The sequence below is a fragment of the Microbacterium sp. CFBP9034 genome, assembly GCF_034045255.1.
In the GTDB taxonomy this organism is placed as follows: Bacteria; Actinomycetota; Actinomycetes; order Actinomycetales; family Microbacteriaceae; genus Microbacterium.
On sequence record NZ_JAXCWC010000001.1, the window covers coordinates 153,387 to 170,049 of the forward strand.

Consider the following 16,663-nt stretch of genomic DNA (forward strand, 5'->3'; position numbering starts at 1 on the left):
CGGAGGAGACGACGGATGCCGCGCCCCGAGCCCCGCGAGGGGTCTGGGACGCGGCATCCGTCACAGGTCGTCCTAGCGCTTGCCGGCGATCTGACGGCCGACGATCTCGCGCATGATCTCGTTCGTGCCGCCGTAGATGCGGTGCACCCGGGCGTCGAGGAGCGCCTTCGCGATGGGGTACTCGGTGATGTACCCGTAGCCGCCGTGCAGCTGCACGCACGTGTCGAGGATCTCCCACTCGCGCTCGGTGGTCCACAGCTTCACCTTGGCGGCCTCCTCGGCCGACAGCTTGCCGTCCTTGTAGGCCAGCAGCGCGCGGTCGAGGTACGCCCACATGACGTCGACCGTGGTGGCGACATCCGCCAGCTTGAAGCGGGTGTTCTGGAAGTCGATGATCCGCTCGCCGAAGGCCTCGCGGCTCTTGGTGTACTCCAGCGTCCACGCGAGTCCGGCCTGCGCGGCGGCTCCGGCGGCGATGCCGATCGACAGGCGCTCCAGCGGGAGGTTCATCATGAGCTGGATGAAGCCCTGGCCCTCCTTGCCGCTGATGAGGTTCTCCTCGGGCACGAACACGTCGCTGAACGACAGCTCGGCGGTGTCGTGGCCGTGCGAGCCCATCTTGTGCAGCTTCTTGCCGTGGTCGAAGCCCTCCATGCCGTTCTCGACGATGACGAGGCTGAAGGCGTCCGGGCGGTTGCCCTCGCCGGTCTTGACGAACGTCACGACGATGTCGGCGGTCTTGCCGCTCGAGATGAAGGTCTTCGCGCCGTTGACCAGGTAGCCGCCGTCGACCTTCTTGGCCGTCGTCTTGATGCCTCGCAGGTCGCTGCCGGCACCGGGCTCGGTCATCGCGAGAGCGCCGAGGATCTCACCGGTCGCCATGCGTGGGAGCCACTTCTCCTTCTGCTCCTGCGTGCCCATGTGCACGATGTAGGGCACGGCGAGGTCGTCCTGGATGCCGAAGGCACCGGCGAGGGAGCCCGCGCCCGCGGCGATGACCTCTTCGTTGACGATCGTGCGGAAGCGGAAGTCCTGGAGCATCCCGGCGCCGCCGAACTCCTCGGGGACCGACAGGCCGATGAGCCCCGACTCGCCGGCGGCGAGCATGGTCGCCCGGTCGATCTCTCCGTCGGCATCCCACTGCGCGATCTTCTCGATCGTCGCGTAGCGCTTGATGAACTCCTTGACGACGTCGCGGAACGCCTCGTGGTCCTCGTCGTAGATGTCGCGCTCCATGTGTGCGCCTTCCTCTCGTCTTCGAGCGTCTCGCCAGGCGGCCGGTCGCTGTCGACCCCGCCGGGCGGCCCCTGTCGATCATAGCGGGTGCAACACTTCCATACCGGGCGGTATGTGAGATCCGGTCCTAAGGAACCTGGAACCGGGTCCCGTGCTTTGTGGGATGCCTCAATCTGCCTGCGCGGGGCCGCCGGCGACCCCGCGCGAGGCGTCAGCCGAGGTACGCGGGAGCCGGGGCGAGCCCGAAGAACTCCTCGAGGGTGCGCCAGCCGCCGTCGTGATACGCGCGGGCGAGCTCCGGACCGATGAAGCGCAGATGCCACGGCTCGGGGAGATATCCGGTCACGCCGGTGGCGCCCTCGACGTACCGGACGATCCAGCCGTGCTCCCACGCGTGCTCCGCGACCCACGCCCCCTGGCTCGTCGCCGCGAGGTCGTCGAGCGTGCTGCAGCCGCCGGAGCACGCCACGACGTCGCCGGTCAGTCCCGACTGATGCTCGCTGAAACCGGGCCGCGCGCTCACCAGGTCGGCCTGCTGAGCGCCCTTCGAGTCGACCTGCCTGCCGTACGAGCCCTGCTGGGTCTCATACGAGCGGAAGCCGCTCTCGAGCGCGAGCTCGCCGACACCGGCTTCGCGCGCCGCGGTGACGAGCGACGTGAGAGCGGATGCCGCATCCGCGCGCAGCGAGCCGCCTTCGAGACTGCGCACCCCGTCGGGCATCATCAGGCCCGACGGCCGGTAGTCGATCGGGTCGTAGGGTCGCGCCTTGTTGATGACGGCCCAGATCCTCGTCGGGTCGTCGAGGTCGACGCACGGCGCATCACCGCCGACCACGGCGGCGCGGAACGCCTCACCGCCCCCCGCGGCGACGACGGCGCTCTCGTCCTGATGCTTCTCGACGGCGGTCATGAACTCCGGGTCGGCGCAGATGTCGGCCGACACCGGCGTCTGCGCCACCTTCGGCACCGGCAGCGCGGTCGCCGTCGGGGGTGCGACCGCCATGCGCGCCACCGCATCCGCGCTCGGGTCCTCGACGCCCGTGGCGCCGGTGACGAGTGCGGTCACCGCGGCCGTCGAGCCGAGCAGAAGCGCACCGCCGAGCGCGAGCACCACGGCGACGCCGACCCGGGTCAGACGCCGTGGCCGCACGTGGCGGGCGGGAGGGCCCTCGTTCCCGCCGGCCTCGATCGCCTGCGCGCGCGCCGCCCGGCGGGCGCTGTGCCGACGGTCGGGCCGGCGAGCGCGGCGACTGCCTCGCACCCGCTGCTGCGGCGCCGTCGACGGCCGGGCCGGAGGGGCGGCAGGAGTGGCGGCGAACCCGCTCGGGAGCGACGCCGGCCGGGCGACGTGGACCTCGGGGGGGAGCGCGAGCGCGGGGACGTCCTCGGGAAGGAGAAACGGAGGCTCGGCCGGAGCCGTCGCACCCGGCTGCACCTCCGGCGCGCGACCGTCGGCCCCCTCGCGCATCGCTCTGGCGGCGCGACGAGTCGTCGGGGTTTCAGGCGAATCGGGCGCCGTCACACCCCCATTGTCGCCCGTGCGCCGGGCGTGCGGAAATGACGGGACGCGGATCACGTCCGTGTTCGATGCTCTCGAGCGTCCGCTTGACAGGTTATCGAACATCTGTTCCCATAGTCCTATGCGTTGGCAGGGTCAGGAACTGGGAGTGGCGGATGCCGCGGCCCTGCCGGGCCTCGAGCACCTCAACGGCCTCGTGCGATCCGTGACGACCCCCGACTTCGCGGGGGTCACCTTTCACGAGGTGCTCTGCAGGACCGCCCTCAACCATGTGCCCGGGGCATCCGCCATGCCGTTCGACTGGACGGTGAACCCCTACCGCGGCTGCAGCCATGCGTGCGTGTACTGCTTCGCCCGTGGCACGCACGAGTATCTCGAACTCGATGCCGGCCGCGACTTCGACACCCAGGTCATCGTCAAGATCAACGTCGCCGAGGTGCTCGAGAAGGAGCTGCGCCGCGGCACGTGGTCGCACCAGCCGGTCATGCTCGGCACGAACACCGATCCCTATCAGCGCGCAGAGGGCCGGTACAAGCTCATGCCCGGCGTCGTCGGTGCGCTGACCGAGTCGGGCACGCCGTTCTCGATCCTCACCAAGGGCACGCTCCTACGACGGGACCTCCCGCTGCTGACCGATGCCGCGAGATCGGTGCGCGTATCGATCGCCATGTCGATCGCGGTCTTCGACGACGCCCTGCAGCATCTCATCGAGCCCGGCACGCCCACCACGACGGCCCGACTCGACACGGTCCGCGCCGCGACCGATGCCGGCTTCCCTGTCACCGTGTTCCTGATGCCGATCCTCCCCCACCTCACAGACTCGATCGCCGCGATCGACGACGCGCTGGTGCGCATCAAGGCGGCCGGCGCGACGCGCGTGGTCTACGGCGCGCTGCATCTGCGCCCCGGCGCGAAGCAGTGGTTCATGCAATGGCTCGAGCAAGAGCATCCCGAGCTGGTCTCGTCCTATCTCGGCCTGTACCCGGGGGCCTCCACCAACGCACCGAAGGCCTACCGGGCGTGGCTCGCGAAGCGCGTTCGTCCGCTCCTTCGCGTACACGGGTTGGACGGGCGAGCCGAAGACGACCACCCCCGCGGCACGCCGGTGTCGGGCCTGGCCGCCCGCGCCGAAGCGCGCGCCGCCGGCGTGGTCACGACGTCGCGAGGTCGGGCCGCAGCGGCATCGGCCGCCCAGCCGTCGCTGTTCTGACGCGCACGCGATCAGGCGGCGTCCGCGGCCTCGGCGGTGGCCACGCGCGGCACCTCACGGATGGCCGGCGGCGCGATGAACTCCAGGACCGCGTCGAGGAAGGGATCGGACTCGAGGATGCGGTTGTGACCGAAGCCGCGGGTCGTCACGGCGCGTGCCCCGCCATTGGCAGCCCGGATGCGGGATAGCTCGCCGTAGGGAACCATCCGATCGGCCTCGTCATGCACAGCGAGCAGGGCGACGCCGGCGGGCAGCGGACGCCTCACCGGCGACAGCCGGCCGAACGGATCGGCCTCGCCGGGGAAGTAGCGCCGCGCGAACCGCTCTCGCAGCGCCGCGGACGTGGGGTCGCCGTAGCCGAGCATGCCCTGGAACTGCGACAGGAGGAGGTCGGCATCGGCGGGAGCCGCCACCGTGATCACGTGGTCCGCCTGGACGCCATCGGCGCCCGCGACCAGCGCCGCCAGCCCGCCGAAGGAGTGGCCGACGACCGCGTGGAACCGCCCGTGCCGCTGCTGCAGCTCGGTGAGCGCATCGATCCAGTCGACGAGATACGTGCGGCGGCCCGAGGAGTCACCGTGCGCCGGCGCGTCGAACGCGACGACTCGGAGGCCCTCGGCGGTCAGCTCGCGCACGAGCGCAGCGAACTGGCTCGCTCGGCCGGTCCACCCGTGGGCGAGCACGACGACGTCGGTGCCGTGACCCCACTCGTAGGCGACCACGCCCGGGCCGCTGCGCTGGATTCCGGGGATGCGGAGCGTGGAGCGACGCGCCTGCCACATCGTGGCCTGCTCGCCCGCGCCGACGGGCCGCGGCCGGGAGACATGGCCGAAGAGCGGCAGAGCCACGGCGGCACCCCAGCGCGGCGAGACGGCGCCCGCGGCGCGCACCGCGACTCCTGCGGTCGAGAGTGCGAGATCCATGGCGGCTCCTGACTTCCGGCGAGAAATACGTACGATCGTGCGTATGAATACGAACGATCGTACGGTAACCTTATCCGGTGATGCAAGAGCAGCTGGACGGACGGCGCGCGCGGGGCGATGAGTCCCGGCGCGCGATCCTCGCCCACGCGATCGACATCGCGTCGGTCGATGGCTTGGACGGCCTCACGATCGGTCGATTGGCGGATGCCGCGGGCCACAGCAAGAGCGGGGTCGCAACTCTCTTCGGTTCGAAGGAGCAGCTGCAGCTCGCCACCGTCACGGCCGCGCGCGAGGTGTTCGTCGAGCGCGTCATCGCCCCCGCGCGGGTTCGCTCCGAGCGGGGGCTGTCCCGCGTCAGCGCCCTCATCTCATCGTGGCTCGAGTACTCCGATGAGCGGGTCTTCCGCGGGGGGTGCTTCTTCGCCGCCGCCTCGGTCGAGTACGACGCGAAGCCGGGTCCGGTCCGTGACGCGGTCATCAGCGCGTCGTCGGACTGGGAGGACTACCTGTCGCTGTCGATCGAGCACGCCATGACCGCCGGTGAGCTGCCGGGCCTCGACGACGCGCGCCAGCTCACGTTCGAGATCGTGTCGTTCCTCGAAGCCGCCAACACCCGCTCCCTGATGTACGGGAGCGCCGCGCCGTACGACCGCGCCGCCACGGCGCTGCGCTCGCGCCTGTCGGGCCTCGGCGCCGATCCGGCGCGCGTCGCGGAGATCGGCCGCGTGCCCACGGCCTCCTGACGCGGACGAGCGCGCCCCCGGGTGGGGACGCGCTCGTCGTGTCGGCCGCTGGTCAGCGCGTCCAGGGACCGTTCTTGGCGCCGGGCTGCTGGTCGCGAGTCCACCACTGGGCGGTGTAGGTCACGCCCTCGTGCACCACCTGGTCGCCCTTGAGATAGATCCGGTCGGCGAACCAGGCCTGGACGGTGTCCGGATCGAGGCCGCACGCCGTGAGCGTGCTCCACGGTCCGCGGGTCGAGGCGCCGGGCACGTCGCCCTTCGCGTACCACTGGGCCTCGAACACGCGTCCGTCGAGGAAGACCAGCTCGCCGCCGCGGTACGTCGTCTGCGCGTTCCACGGGGTGGCGGCGGCATCCGGAGTCTGCGCGCACAGCAGGGCGGGTGCACCGGCCACCGGGCCCGGCGCGGCGGCGCGGAGCACCTCGGCGGATGCCGTCGACAGGTCGCCCGCGACGTCGTTGCCGACCTCCCAGAAGTCGACGCCGCCGAGGCCCTTGCCGATCGCCCACGCGGTCTTCTCGGCGACCGCCAGCTCGTCGTCGAACGACCAGAACTCGCGCGTCGCCGGGTCGTAGCCCCAGGTCGCATTGAAGTCGCCGTCCGCGGTGTACTCGTGGTGGATCTCGAGGTCGCGCTCCTTGAGCTGATCCCACGTGATCTGGGTGAGTCCACCGCCCGAGAGAGTCCACGGCTGCGGCTCGGCATCGCGCCAGCCCTGCCCGTACGCGGCGAGCCCCAGGTTGAGCTGCGCCGGGTCGACGCCCGCCGAGACGTAGGAGTTCACGACCGTGTCGAGGCCCAGCCCCCAGTTGTGTGCGGGATCGCCGTAGACGTTGCCTTGGTGGCCGGTCTCGGCGGTCCACGATCCCCAGAGGTCGTAACCCTGCAGGTTCGCGTAGTCGAGGTATTCGAAGAGCTCGGGCGAGTTCCATCCCCCTGCCGCGATCTGGGTCGGACCTGCCGGCAGGAAGGCCGAGAGCTCGTAGTCGTCGCCGGTCTCGGCCTCGACGGCGTCGAGCTGCGCCCGGAACTCCTTGACGAATGCGAGGAAGTTCGCCTTGTCGTTCACGGGGTCGACGCTGTTGCCGATCTCCTGGGCCCAGTCCGGCGCGCCGGGCCACTCCCAGTCGAGGTCGAAGCCGTCGAAGATGCCCGCGGCCGCGCCGGGGCCGCCCCGTCCTCCGATGACGGGGAGGTCGCCGCGGATGTACAGGTCGATGCACGACTCCACGAGCGTCGAGCGCAGCTCGGGCGTCGCGACGGCTTTGGAGAACGACTTCGACCACGACCAGCCGCCGAGCGACACATTGACCTTCAGGTCGGGGTAGAGCCGCTTCAGCTGGCGCAGCTGGTTGAAGTTGCCGGCGAGCTTCTGCTTCTTGGTGTCGCCGATGCCCAGCACCGAGTCCGCCGCGGTGAACGCGTGCACGAAGTCGCTGTCGGCGTCTCCGGCAGTGTCGGTCTGGCCGGGTCCGGGCGCGGGGGTGTCGGAGATGAAGCACGTGTGGGGAGCGACGCCGTCGAGTCCCTTCACGCCGGCGGAGCGGCCCGCGTCGAGAGCGGCCTGGTCGCCGGCGATATTGCCGAACGAGTAGTTCAGGTGGGTGAGGTTCTCAGCGGCGGCGGTATCGACGAACAGGCGCTCGAGCGTCGCCTGAGCCTCTCCGGTCGCGCGCCACTGGCCGTAGTAGCCGACATTGCGGTAGCCGTTCACCGTGGTCGTCGGGGTGGGCTCATCGTCGGCCGCTACGGCGGGAGACGCACCGACCAGGCCGATGAGCAGCGCACCGGCGACGGCGAGAGCGGGAATGCGGGGGGTCACACGAGCTCCTTCGATTGCGCGGGGTCCGGCGGGGGAATCCGGACCGAGCCGACGCGCCAGGCGGATTAGGTAACCGTCCTAACAAATAGGCTCATCGCCAAGTCTGGCACGCGGTCGCCGTCGAACGGAAGGGTCGATTGACGAAGAAAGCCCGCGGCATCGACGAAGGCCGCCGGAATCGATGTGATCCAGGCGGCCTACGCGGAGACAGGTCAGGCGTCGACGTTCGCGAGCTGACGCCCGGTGAGCTCCTCGATCAGGTCGTCGCCGGGGCGCACCTCGTCGAACGGAGCGTCGATCTCGGCGCGCTCCAGCATCTCGGTCATGCGGCGGCGGCGCTGACGAGTGATCAGCGTGACGACGGTGCCCGAGCGACCGGCACGGCCCGTGCGGCCGGACCGGTGAAGGTACGTCTTGTACTCGTCGGGCGCGTCGGCCTGCACGACCAGATCGATGTCGTCGACATGGATGCCCCGTGCCGCGACATCCGTCGCCACGAGCACCTGCACCCGGCCCGACGTCAGCTTCTCGAGGTTGCGCGTGCGCTTGGCCTGGTTGAGGTCGCCGTGGAGGGCGAGCGCGCTGATGCCCGCATCGTCGAACTGCTCTGCGAGCATCTCGGCGTACGCGCGGGTGCGGGCGAAGACGAGCGTCTTGCCCTCGCGGCTCACGAGCGAGTCGAGGATCTCTGCCTTGTCGCGGTGCTCGATCACCAGGATGCGGTGGTCGATCGTGCCCGAGTCCTGATCTTCGCCGGCGACCTCGTAGACGGCCGGCTCGACGAGGAACTCATCGACGAGAGCGGCGACCTCGCGGTCGAGCGTCGCCGAGAAGAGCAGCTTCTGGCTGTTATCCGCGGTGAGACGGAGGATTCGCTGCACCGGCTCGAGGAATCCGAGCTCGCACATGTGGTCGGCCTCGTCGAGGACGGCGACCCGCACGTCCGACAGGTCGAGCTTGCCCTGCTTCACCAGGTCCTCGATGCGGCCAGGGGTGCCGATGATGATGTCGACGCCCTTCCGGAGAGCGCCCACCTGGCGGCCCTGGGGGACGCCGCCGTAGATCTGGGTGGTGAACAGGCCCACGCTGCGGGCGATCGGCTGGATGGTGCGATCGATCTGCAGCGCGAGCTCGCGGGTCGGGGCCAGGATCAGCGCCTGGGGTGCACGCGCGAACTCGCGGCGCTTGCCCGACTGGGCGCGCAGCACATTCTCGACGAGCGGAGCGCCGAAGGCGATCGTCTTCCCCGAGCCGGTGCGGCCGCGTGCCAGCACGTCCTTGCCGGCGCGGATCGCGGGGATCGTGGCGGCCTGGATGGGGAACGGCGTGGGGGCGCCGAGCTCCGCGAGCGTGCGGACGATCCGCTCGCCCAGCCCCAGGTCGCCGAACTTCACGTCCGCGACCTCGCCGGCCTGGACGGCCTCGGCCTGCAGGCGCTCGTGCACGACATCGACATGGGCCTCGTGCGCCGCGGTGCGAGCAGGGGCATTCCAGTCCGCACGACCCGATGCGCTGGTGCCGCGGGGGCGGTCGTCGCGACGAGGACGGTCGTCGGAGGAACGCGCCGGGCGGTCGGAGTACGAGCGGGCCGGGCGGTCATCGTACGAACGCGCCGGGCGGTCCGAGTGAGAACGCGCCGGGCGGTCCGAGTTGGAACGCGCCGGACGGTCATCGTACGAACGCGCCGGGCGGTCATCGTACGAACGCGCCGGGCGGTCATCGTACGAACGAGCGGGGCGGTCCGAGTTCGAACGAGCCGGACGGTCATCGTACGAACGAGCCGGACGGTCCGAGTTCGAACGCGCCGGACGGTCATCGTACGAACGCGCCGGGCGGTCCGAGTTCGAGCGAGCGGGCCGCTCGTCGCGGCGGTACGACGGACGCGCGTCGCCGAAGGACCGGCGGTCGTCGCGGTCGACGCGATCGAGATGCGCCGGACGAGCCGGACGGTCGCTGTTCGAACGAGCCGGACGGTCGTCATAGGAGCGGGCCGGGCGATCGCCGTACGAGCGGCCGGGACGGTCGCCGGTGGAACGAGCCGGGCGGTCGCTGTTCGAGCGCGCCGGGCGGTCGTCGTAGGAACGCGCGGGACGGTCATCGAACGACCGAGCCGGGCGGTCGTTGCGCGCGCCCTGCGAGTGCGTGCGGATCCCGCGCGACTCGTCGCGACCGGCGCGCTCCTGCGCGGTCCAGCGGCGCTTGGGCGCGGCATCCGTCGTCTCTTCCGCACGGTAGCCGCGGTGGCCGGCGCTCTTGCTGCCGGGCTTGCCGGCGGAGGCCTCGCCCGGGCGGCGCTTGCGGTCCTGGAAGCTCGTCTTCGCGGCGTAGCGGGGCTCGAAGTTCTTGGCGGGTCGACCGCCTGCTGCCTTCTTGTTCTTGGGCATGGGGGTGTCCTTCTGGGTTGTTCTGCGAGAACAGCGCTCTCAGATCGCACGCGTGCGAGGCCGCTATGGCGGCGTGGAGCAACCCGGACTGTCGTCGGCCGGGGGCCATTCAGATGATGGTCGTCGAGACGGAAGTCGTCTCCACCATCGGCCCCTTGGACTCACAAACCCATCCGCGCACAGCGCGGTGTCCAGAGCCGACTGGTCCAGGGTAGCGGAGTCGCCTGGGAGGAAGCCGGGCCGGATTCTGCACACGCGGTGTGTTCTCAGGCATCGGCCCATTACCATGGTCGCAGCGGTACGCCGCTGACCTGGGGATTCCTGTCCGCGTCGAGCGACGACCACCACGGCGCCCGCCTGGGGGCATGGCACTGTGGATGGATCGTCGCACCCACAGATCGTGAGTCCGTGAGCCTGCTCCTCGCCACCCCCGAACGACACACCGTCGGTCCGAGAGACCGGCCGGCCGTGCCTCCGATCGCGGGCCACACCGCGCATCACTTCAGCAGAACTGCGCTCCTCACGCTCGCGATCGGCGTGGCGGTCGCCGTTCTCAGCACGCGCGACCCGCTGTGGTGGCACCTGCACTTCTCCCGCCTCGGAACGTTCGACGACGTCTCGAGCCATGTGTTCAACTCGACCGCGATCGTGTCGGGTTTCCTGCTCGCCACCTACGGCGTGCTGGTGGCTGCGGTGCTCCCTGCCGGCGTCCGGCGCAGCCGATCGCGTGCCTTCCGTGGTGCGCTCGTGTCGGCCGGGCTCCATCTCTCCGCCGTGGGCCTCGTCCCGATTCCGGTGAGCCCCGAGCTGCACGACCTCATCGCCGCCGGCCTCGGGCTGTCGCTGATCATGCTCGTCGCGACGAGCCTCGGCATCCCGGGGCTGGGGCGGCGCTTCCGCCGGGTGTCGGTCCTTCTCGTGGTGGTCCTGACCATCGGGATGGCGGCGCTCGTCGCCGGTTTCATCACGCTCGCGTTCTTCGAGTTCGTCGGATTCAGCTCGGTCGGCGCCTGGCTGATCGCCCTTCCGCGAGAGCTGGCGGTCGGCTCGGCGGCAGCATCGGACGGCCGCGAACCTGCCGAGCCGCAGGATCGTGTGGAATGGGACGCATGGCCGAACCCGAAGCGCACCCCGTCACCGTCGCGATCGAGCGGCGCATCGACCCCGGTCGCACCCTCGAGGCCACGAGCTGGATGCAGGCGGGCACCGACCTCGCGACCGGCTTCCCGGGCTTCCTCGGCTCGGGCTGGGTGCGCGCCGGCGAAGGCAGCGACCTCTGGTACATGCTCTACCGGTTCAGCGACATCCCGACGCTCGAGTCGTGGGAGCAGTCGCCGCAGCGGTCCTGGTGGCTCGACTCCGGGCGGGCGTTCGCCAGTGAGGTCCGTGTCGAGCGCCGTACCGGCATCGAAGGCTGGTTCGACGCCCCGTTCGCCACGCATGTCGAGTCCCGCGACCCGGCAGGACGATCGGATGCCGCTGCCCCGACCGGTCCGATCCAGCAGCCGATCCCCGCAGCACCGCCCCGGTGGAAGCAAGCCGTCGCGATCTGGCTCGGGTTCTTCCCGACGAATCTCCTCGCGTCCTGGCTGCTGGGGTTCGTCCCCGGCTTCACGGAGTGGCCGCTCGTCCTCCGCGTGCTGATGGCGACCATCCTGCTGACGCCGATCATGACCTACCTGGTGCTGCCGTGGGTGACGCGGATGCTGCGCCCCTGGCTCACCCGCATGCGCTGACGCCGTCGGGCGCGCCGCGACGGGCCGTCACCCGCCGGTCCTACACTGACGCCATGAGCGCCCCCCTCGCTGCGTCCCTCCCCGACGGAGCCGCACCCACTGCCACCCGCCACACCGAGTCACTCGCGGTCTACCTCGCGCTCGGCGCCGGCGCCATCGGGGCGGTATACGGCCTGATCGTCTCCCTCGTGTCGTCGGCGCTCATGATCGCCGACGAGGACCCTTTCGCCGTCTGGGCGGCTGCGGGCTCGGCGGTCGTGGCACTCGCCGCGGCAACCGTGGGCTACTGGCAGGCGCGCGGTCGCCCCGGCCAGGAGTGGCGGCGCTCCCTCCCGTCCTGGAAGTTCACCGTCAACACGATCTCGGTCGTGATCGTGCACACCGCCCTCGCGTTCCTCGCGACGTATGCCCTGTACCGGGTGCTGGCGCTCGGGTTCATCGGCCTGCCCGTCATCACGTTCTGGGCGGTCGTGCTCATGGCCGTGACGCTCGGCATGACCACCTACATCGTGTATCTGTCCACTTCGAGCATGACCACTCAGCGGATGTCCTCGCTCCTCATGGCGTTCGTCGTGATCGGGACGCTCACCGCCATGGTGACGACGCCCGATCCGGAGTGGTGGACGATCCACTTCAGCCACCTCGGATCGTTCGACGAACTGTCGAGCTGGGTCTTCAACGGCACCCTCATCGCGGGGGGTCTGCTGGTGACGACGTTCGCCGTCTACATCGCCAACGACATGGAGTCGCTGGCTGCGGCGGGCGTGCTCACCAATCCGAAGGGGCCGCGCATCGTCCCGGCGCTGTTCGTGGTGATGGGCATCATGCTGGCGTGCGTGGGCATCTTCCCGGTCAACGTGAACCTCGCCCTCCACAACATCTCGGCCTCCGGCATGGCGGCGATGTTCCTGGTGCTGCTCATCAGCGGTCCGGCACTGCTGCGGGGGATGCCGCGCACCTACTTCGTGGCGTCGTGGGCGTTCCTCGCCGCGACGCTCACCTCGGTGGTGCTGTTCATCCCCGTCGTCGGCTACTTCTCGCTCACCGCGTTCGAGATCATCGTCTTCGCGCTGATCTTCGGCTGGATCGCGGTGTTCATCCGGTTCCTCGGGGTCGCCGGCCGCCGCGACTGACACGTCGCGGCGGGTCGGCGGCCATCACTCGCGGCGGTCGTCCTCGGGCGCGGAGCCTTCCGGGTTCGCGTCCTCGGGGGCCGCGTCCTCAGAGTTCGCGAGGGGGGAGGCGCTCGCGGCCGGCTCCTCGGGATTGGACTCCTCGGGGGCCGGCTCCTCGGGGGTCGGCAGATCCTGGGCCGGCTCCTCGGGCGCCGACTCGTCCTCCGCGGGCTCCTCAGGAGTCGCGTCCTCAGGGGTCGCGTCCCGCGCCGGCTCGTCCGTGGGCTCCTGGGGTTCAGCCCACTCCGCCTGGACCTCGACGGGCTCGACCTCGGCCTCGGCGTCGGCCGGGGGCGAGACGTCGGCGTCGGCGTCGGCGTCGGCGTCAGCGACGGCGTCGGCGTCGGCGTCAGCCACGGGGCCGACCTCTACCTCGGCCTCGGCCTCACCTTCGGCATCGGCATCCTGAGCGATTTCAGGCACCTCGATGTCGGGACCCTCGTCGATCACGGGAACCTCGGCCACGGCGTCGGCAGCTTCGGGCTCCTCGACCAGGACATCGCCGTCGGCCGCGGCGACACCGTCGGGAGCGGCATCCGCACCCGCCTCGGGCATCTCGATGTCGGGACCCTCGTCGATCACGGGAACCGCGACTCCGGCGAGCGCTGCCGGCGTCGCCTCCCCCGCCTCACGGGCACGGCGCGCGCGACGGGTCTCGAGTGCAGCGCCACCCACGGCGGCGCCGACGAGCTCGGACTCGGCATCCGCTCCTCCCGGCGTGAGCGGGTCACCGGGCTGCGGGGACCCGCCGTCGCCGCCGCCGTCGCCCTGGCGGCGGGCGGCCCGGCGCTCCTTGGCCCCCTCGACGAGGTTGTAGAGCGTGGGGAGCACGAGCAGCGTCAGCACGGTCGACGACACGAGTCCACCGATCACGACGATCGCGAGAGGCTGCGAGATGAAGCCGCCCTGACCGGTGATGCCGAGAGCCATCGGCGTGAGCGCGAAGATCGTGGCGAGCGCGGTCATGAGGATGGGGCGCAGACGGCGCGATCCGCCGGCGACGGTCGCGTCATGCGCGGTCAGCCCCTTCACCCGGTACTGGTTGACGAGGTCGACGAGCACGATCGCGTTGGTGACCACGATGCCGATGAGCATCAGCACGCCGATCAGCGACGCGACGCCGAGCGGGACGCCCGTGATGATCTGCAGCAGGATCGCTCCGGTCGCCGCGAACGGCACCGAGACGAGCAGCAGCAGCGGCTGGCGGAGCGACTTGAACGTCGCGACCATGACGATGTAGACGATCAGGATGGCGGCGAGAAGCGCCAGGCCGAGCTGCGAGAACGCGTCCTGCTGCTGCGTCACGACGCCGCCGAGCGTGGCGTCCGCCGAGGGCGGGAGGTCGGCGTCCTCGAGCGCGGTCGTCACCGAGGCGGTCGCGGTGGCCAGGTCGTCGGTCGACGGGGTCACCGTCACGGTGGCGGTCCGCTGACCGCCCTCGGTCGTGATCGACGTCGGGCCTTCGCTCTGCTCGACGGTCGCGACATCTTCCAGCGGAACCGGACCCGTCACCGTCGGCACGGGCAGCTCACGCAGGTCGTCGAGGGAGGCCGGAGTCTCCGCGGCGGCGAGGTAGACCGTGAGCGACGTGTCGTCGATCTCGACCGACCCGATCGACTGCGGCTGCATCGTGTTCGAGACGAGCGCACCCACGGCGACCTCGGACAGGCCGAGGGCGGCGGCCTTGTCGCGATCGACGATCACGGCGATGTACGGCAGCGACGCCGACAGGTTGCTGGAGACCTGGCCGACACCGTCTGCACCCTCGACGGCGCCGACGACCTCGTCGGTCGCCTCCTGCAGCGTGGCCGAGTCGGGAGCGGTGACGTCGATCGCGATGTCGCTCGAGCCGAATCCGCCTCCGGACGAGGCGACCGTGATCGTGCCGGCATCCTCGAGCCCGGCGACCGCTTCCTGCACCTCTTCCCGCAACGCGACCTGGTCGACGTTCGGGTCGGTCGTGATCGAGTACGTGATGCCGCTGCCGCCACCCGAGAAGGCGTCGCGGAGAGCGGAGCCGCTCGAGCCGATCGACACCTGCACGGTCACGATGCCGTCGATGCCGACGAGGGCTTCCTCCACCTGCTCGGCCGCGGCGCTCTCGGCCTCCAGGCTCGGAGCGGCGCCGATCGACTGCGTCATCGTGAACGTGTTCTGCCCGGAGTCGCCGAGGAAGTTCGTCTTCATCAGCGGTGCGAGGGCGATCGTGCCGACGAGCACGAGCGCGGCGAGCGAGAGCGTGATCCACGAGTGCTTGAGCGTCCAGCGCAGGATCGGCAGGTAGCTCTTCTGCAGTCGGCTGGGCGGAGCGTCGGGGTGCTCCGGGTCGATGGCGTCGCCGTTCGCATCGAGGAGCGGCTTGCCCGGGCGCAGGAACCAGTACGCGAGCACGGGCACGATGGTGAGGGCGACGAAGAGCGACGCGGTCATCGCGATCGTCACGGTCATCGCGAACGGCCGGAACAGCTCCCCGGTCACATCGCCGACGAAGGCGATCGGCAGGAACACGGCGACGGTGGTGATGGTCGACGCCGTGATGGCGGCGGCGACCTCGCGCACGCCGAGCAGGATCGACGACAGCTTGCTCGCGTCGCCCACGTAGTGGCGCTTGATGTTCTCGATCACGACGATCGAGTCGTCGACCACGCGCCCGATGGCGATCGTGAGGGCGCCGAGGGTCAGGATATTGAGCGAGTACCCGAAGGCCTGGATGCCGATGAAGGTGATCAGCACGCTCGTCGGGATCGAGATCGCCGTGACGAGGGTGGCCCGCACCGACATGAGGAAGATCAGGATCACGAGGACCGCGAAGAACAGGCCGAGCAGGCCCTCCTTCGCGAGCGTGTCGATCGACTCCTGGATGTAGGGCGCCTGGTCGAAGACCACCGTGAACTCGGCCCCGTCGAGGGAGTCCTCCAGCTGCGGCAGGATCGCGAGCACGCCGCGCGACACGTCGACGGTGTTCGCGGCCGGCAGCTTGGTCACGGCGATGGTGAGTGCGGGCTCACCGTTCACGCGCGAGACGGTGGTGACCGGGTCCTGCTCCTCGGCGACCGTGGAGACGTCGCCGATCGTGACGGTGCCCTCCTCGAACTGCTCCGCGTCGGACGGCACGAGCGGGAGAGCCGCGATCTCGTCGACGGACTCGATCTTGGTGCCGGTCTGAACCGTGAGGGTCTCGCCGTCCTCGGTGATTTCACCACCCGGGAACAGCACGCCGTTCTGGTCGAGCGCGTCGCGGATCGCCTGCTGCGTATACCCCGCGGCAGCCAGATCGGACTGGTCGGGAGTGATCGTGATGCGCTGGCCCACACCGCCGACGATCTGCGCGGCGTTGACGCCCTCGACATCCTCGAGGTCGGGGATGACGGATGCCTCGAGCTGCGCCTGGATGGTCGCCTCGTCGTCGTACCCCGTCACCGCGAGCTGGATGACCGGGAAGTCGTCGATGCTCGCCGAGATGACGTTGGGCTCGACCCCCTCGGGAAGCTGCGAGCTGATGCGGTTGATCGCCTGGGTGAGCTTCTGCTCCGCGGTGGCGAGGTCGGTGCCGTAGGTGAAGGAGGCCTGCACGATGGACGCGTTGGTGGTGCTGGTGGCGGTGCTCGACTCGAGCCCGGGCACCCCCTGGATCGCGTTCTCGATGGGTGTCGAGACGTCGTTGTTCACGACCTCGGGCGAAGCACCCGGGTAGGTGGAGACGACGATCAGCGCGGGGAACTCGATCGAGGGGATCAGCTCCTGCTTGAGATTCACGAGCGCGAGGCTGCCGAAGATGGCGGCCACGATCGTGATCAGGGCGATGAGCGCACGGTTCTTGAGACTCAGGACGGCGAGGTTCGACACGGATGCCTTCGCAGGAATGGGAGCGCGGGGATGCACGCCGAAGCGGCACGGATACGGGAATGTATCGGC

The 16,663-nt window shown here is 70.3% G+C and carries 10 protein-coding genes and 1 pseudogene; 5 read left to right on the forward strand and 6 right to left on the reverse strand.

All coding sequences use genetic code 11. The annotated features are described in order from the left end of the window. Positions 1–72: 72 nt before the first annotated feature. Together SOM19_RS00635 and SOM19_RS00640 are read right to left on the reverse strand one after the other, a co-directional pair. A complete protein-coding gene (locus SOM19_RS00635; RefSeq protein ID WP_320484621.1) occupies positions 73–1,236 on the reverse strand; it encodes an acyl-CoA dehydrogenase family protein in 1,164 nt (387 codons plus the stop codon). Between the two features lie 211 nt (positions 1,237–1,447). Further along, positions 1,448–2,758 (reverse strand): M15 family metallopeptidase, encoded by a 1,311-nt coding sequence (locus SOM19_RS00640; protein WP_320484622.1) that lies wholly within the window; start codon positions 2,756–2,758, stop codon positions 1,448–1,450. Between the two features lie 118 nt (positions 2,759–2,876). Here SOM19_RS00640 and SOM19_RS00645 point away from each other — a divergent pair, with 118 nt between their 5' ends. Continuing rightward, positions 2,877–3,965 (forward strand): Rv2578c family radical SAM protein, encoded by a 1,089-nt coding sequence (locus tag SOM19_RS00645; RefSeq protein ID WP_320484623.1) that lies wholly within the window; start codon positions 2,877–2,879, stop codon positions 3,963–3,965. A gap of 11 nt (positions 3,966–3,976) precedes the next feature. Here the strand turns inward: SOM19_RS00645 and SOM19_RS00650 are convergent, their stop codons facing one another. Further along, positions 3,977–4,888 carry an alpha/beta fold hydrolase gene (locus SOM19_RS00650; protein ID WP_320484624.1) on the reverse strand — a complete coding sequence of 304 codons (912 nt, stop codon included), beginning with the start codon at positions 4,886–4,888 and terminating at the stop codon, positions 3,977–3,979. An 80-nt stretch (positions 4,889–4,968) separates the two neighbouring features. Here SOM19_RS00650 and SOM19_RS00655 point away from each other — a divergent pair, with 80 nt between their 5' ends. Next, a complete protein-coding gene (locus SOM19_RS00655; protein WP_320486634.1) occupies positions 4,969–5,631 on the forward strand; it encodes a TetR/AcrR family transcriptional regulator in 663 nt (220 codons plus the stop codon). Positions 5,632–5,683: 52 nt separating this feature from the next. On the opposite strand, the gene SOM19_RS00660 is transcribed toward SOM19_RS00655, so the two are convergent. Next, a complete protein-coding gene (locus tag SOM19_RS00660) occupies positions 5,684–7,453 on the reverse strand; it encodes a glycosyl hydrolase family 18 protein (RefSeq protein WP_320484625.1) in 1,770 nt (589 codons plus the stop codon). A 212-nt stretch (positions 7,454–7,665) separates the two neighbouring features. Beyond that, positions 7,666–9,837: a DEAD/DEAH box helicase gene (locus SOM19_RS00665; protein WP_320484626.1), complete on the reverse strand. Its 2,172-nt coding sequence runs from the start codon at positions 9,835–9,837 to the stop codon at positions 7,666–7,668. Positions 9,838–10,374: 537 nt separating this feature from the next. Here SOM19_RS00665 and SOM19_RS17040 point away from each other — a divergent pair. The 3 genes and pseudogenes from SOM19_RS17040 to SOM19_RS00675 form a co-directional block, all read left to right on the forward strand. Beyond that, a pseudogene (locus SOM19_RS17040) lies at positions 10,375–10,803 on the forward strand (DUF998 domain-containing protein); the annotation flags it as partial. A 134-nt stretch (positions 10,804–10,937) separates the two neighbouring features. Continuing rightward, positions 10,938–11,573 (forward strand): antibiotic biosynthesis monooxygenase, encoded by a 636-nt coding sequence (locus tag SOM19_RS00670; RefSeq protein WP_414683612.1) that lies wholly within the window; start codon positions 10,938–10,940, stop codon positions 11,571–11,573. 53 nt (positions 11,574–11,626) lie between these two features. Continuing rightward, positions 11,627–12,706, forward strand: a complete 1,080-nt coding sequence (locus SOM19_RS00675) for a DUF998 domain-containing protein (RefSeq protein ID WP_320484628.1) — start codon at positions 11,627–11,629, stop codon at positions 12,704–12,706. A 24-nt stretch (positions 12,707–12,730) separates the two neighbouring features. On the opposite strand, the gene SOM19_RS00680 is transcribed toward SOM19_RS00675, so the two are convergent. Further along, positions 12,731–16,594 (reverse strand): efflux RND transporter permease subunit, encoded by a 3,864-nt coding sequence (locus SOM19_RS00680; RefSeq protein WP_320484629.1) that lies wholly within the window; start codon positions 16,592–16,594, stop codon positions 12,731–12,733. Between the last annotated feature and the right edge of the window lie 69 nt (positions 16,595–16,663).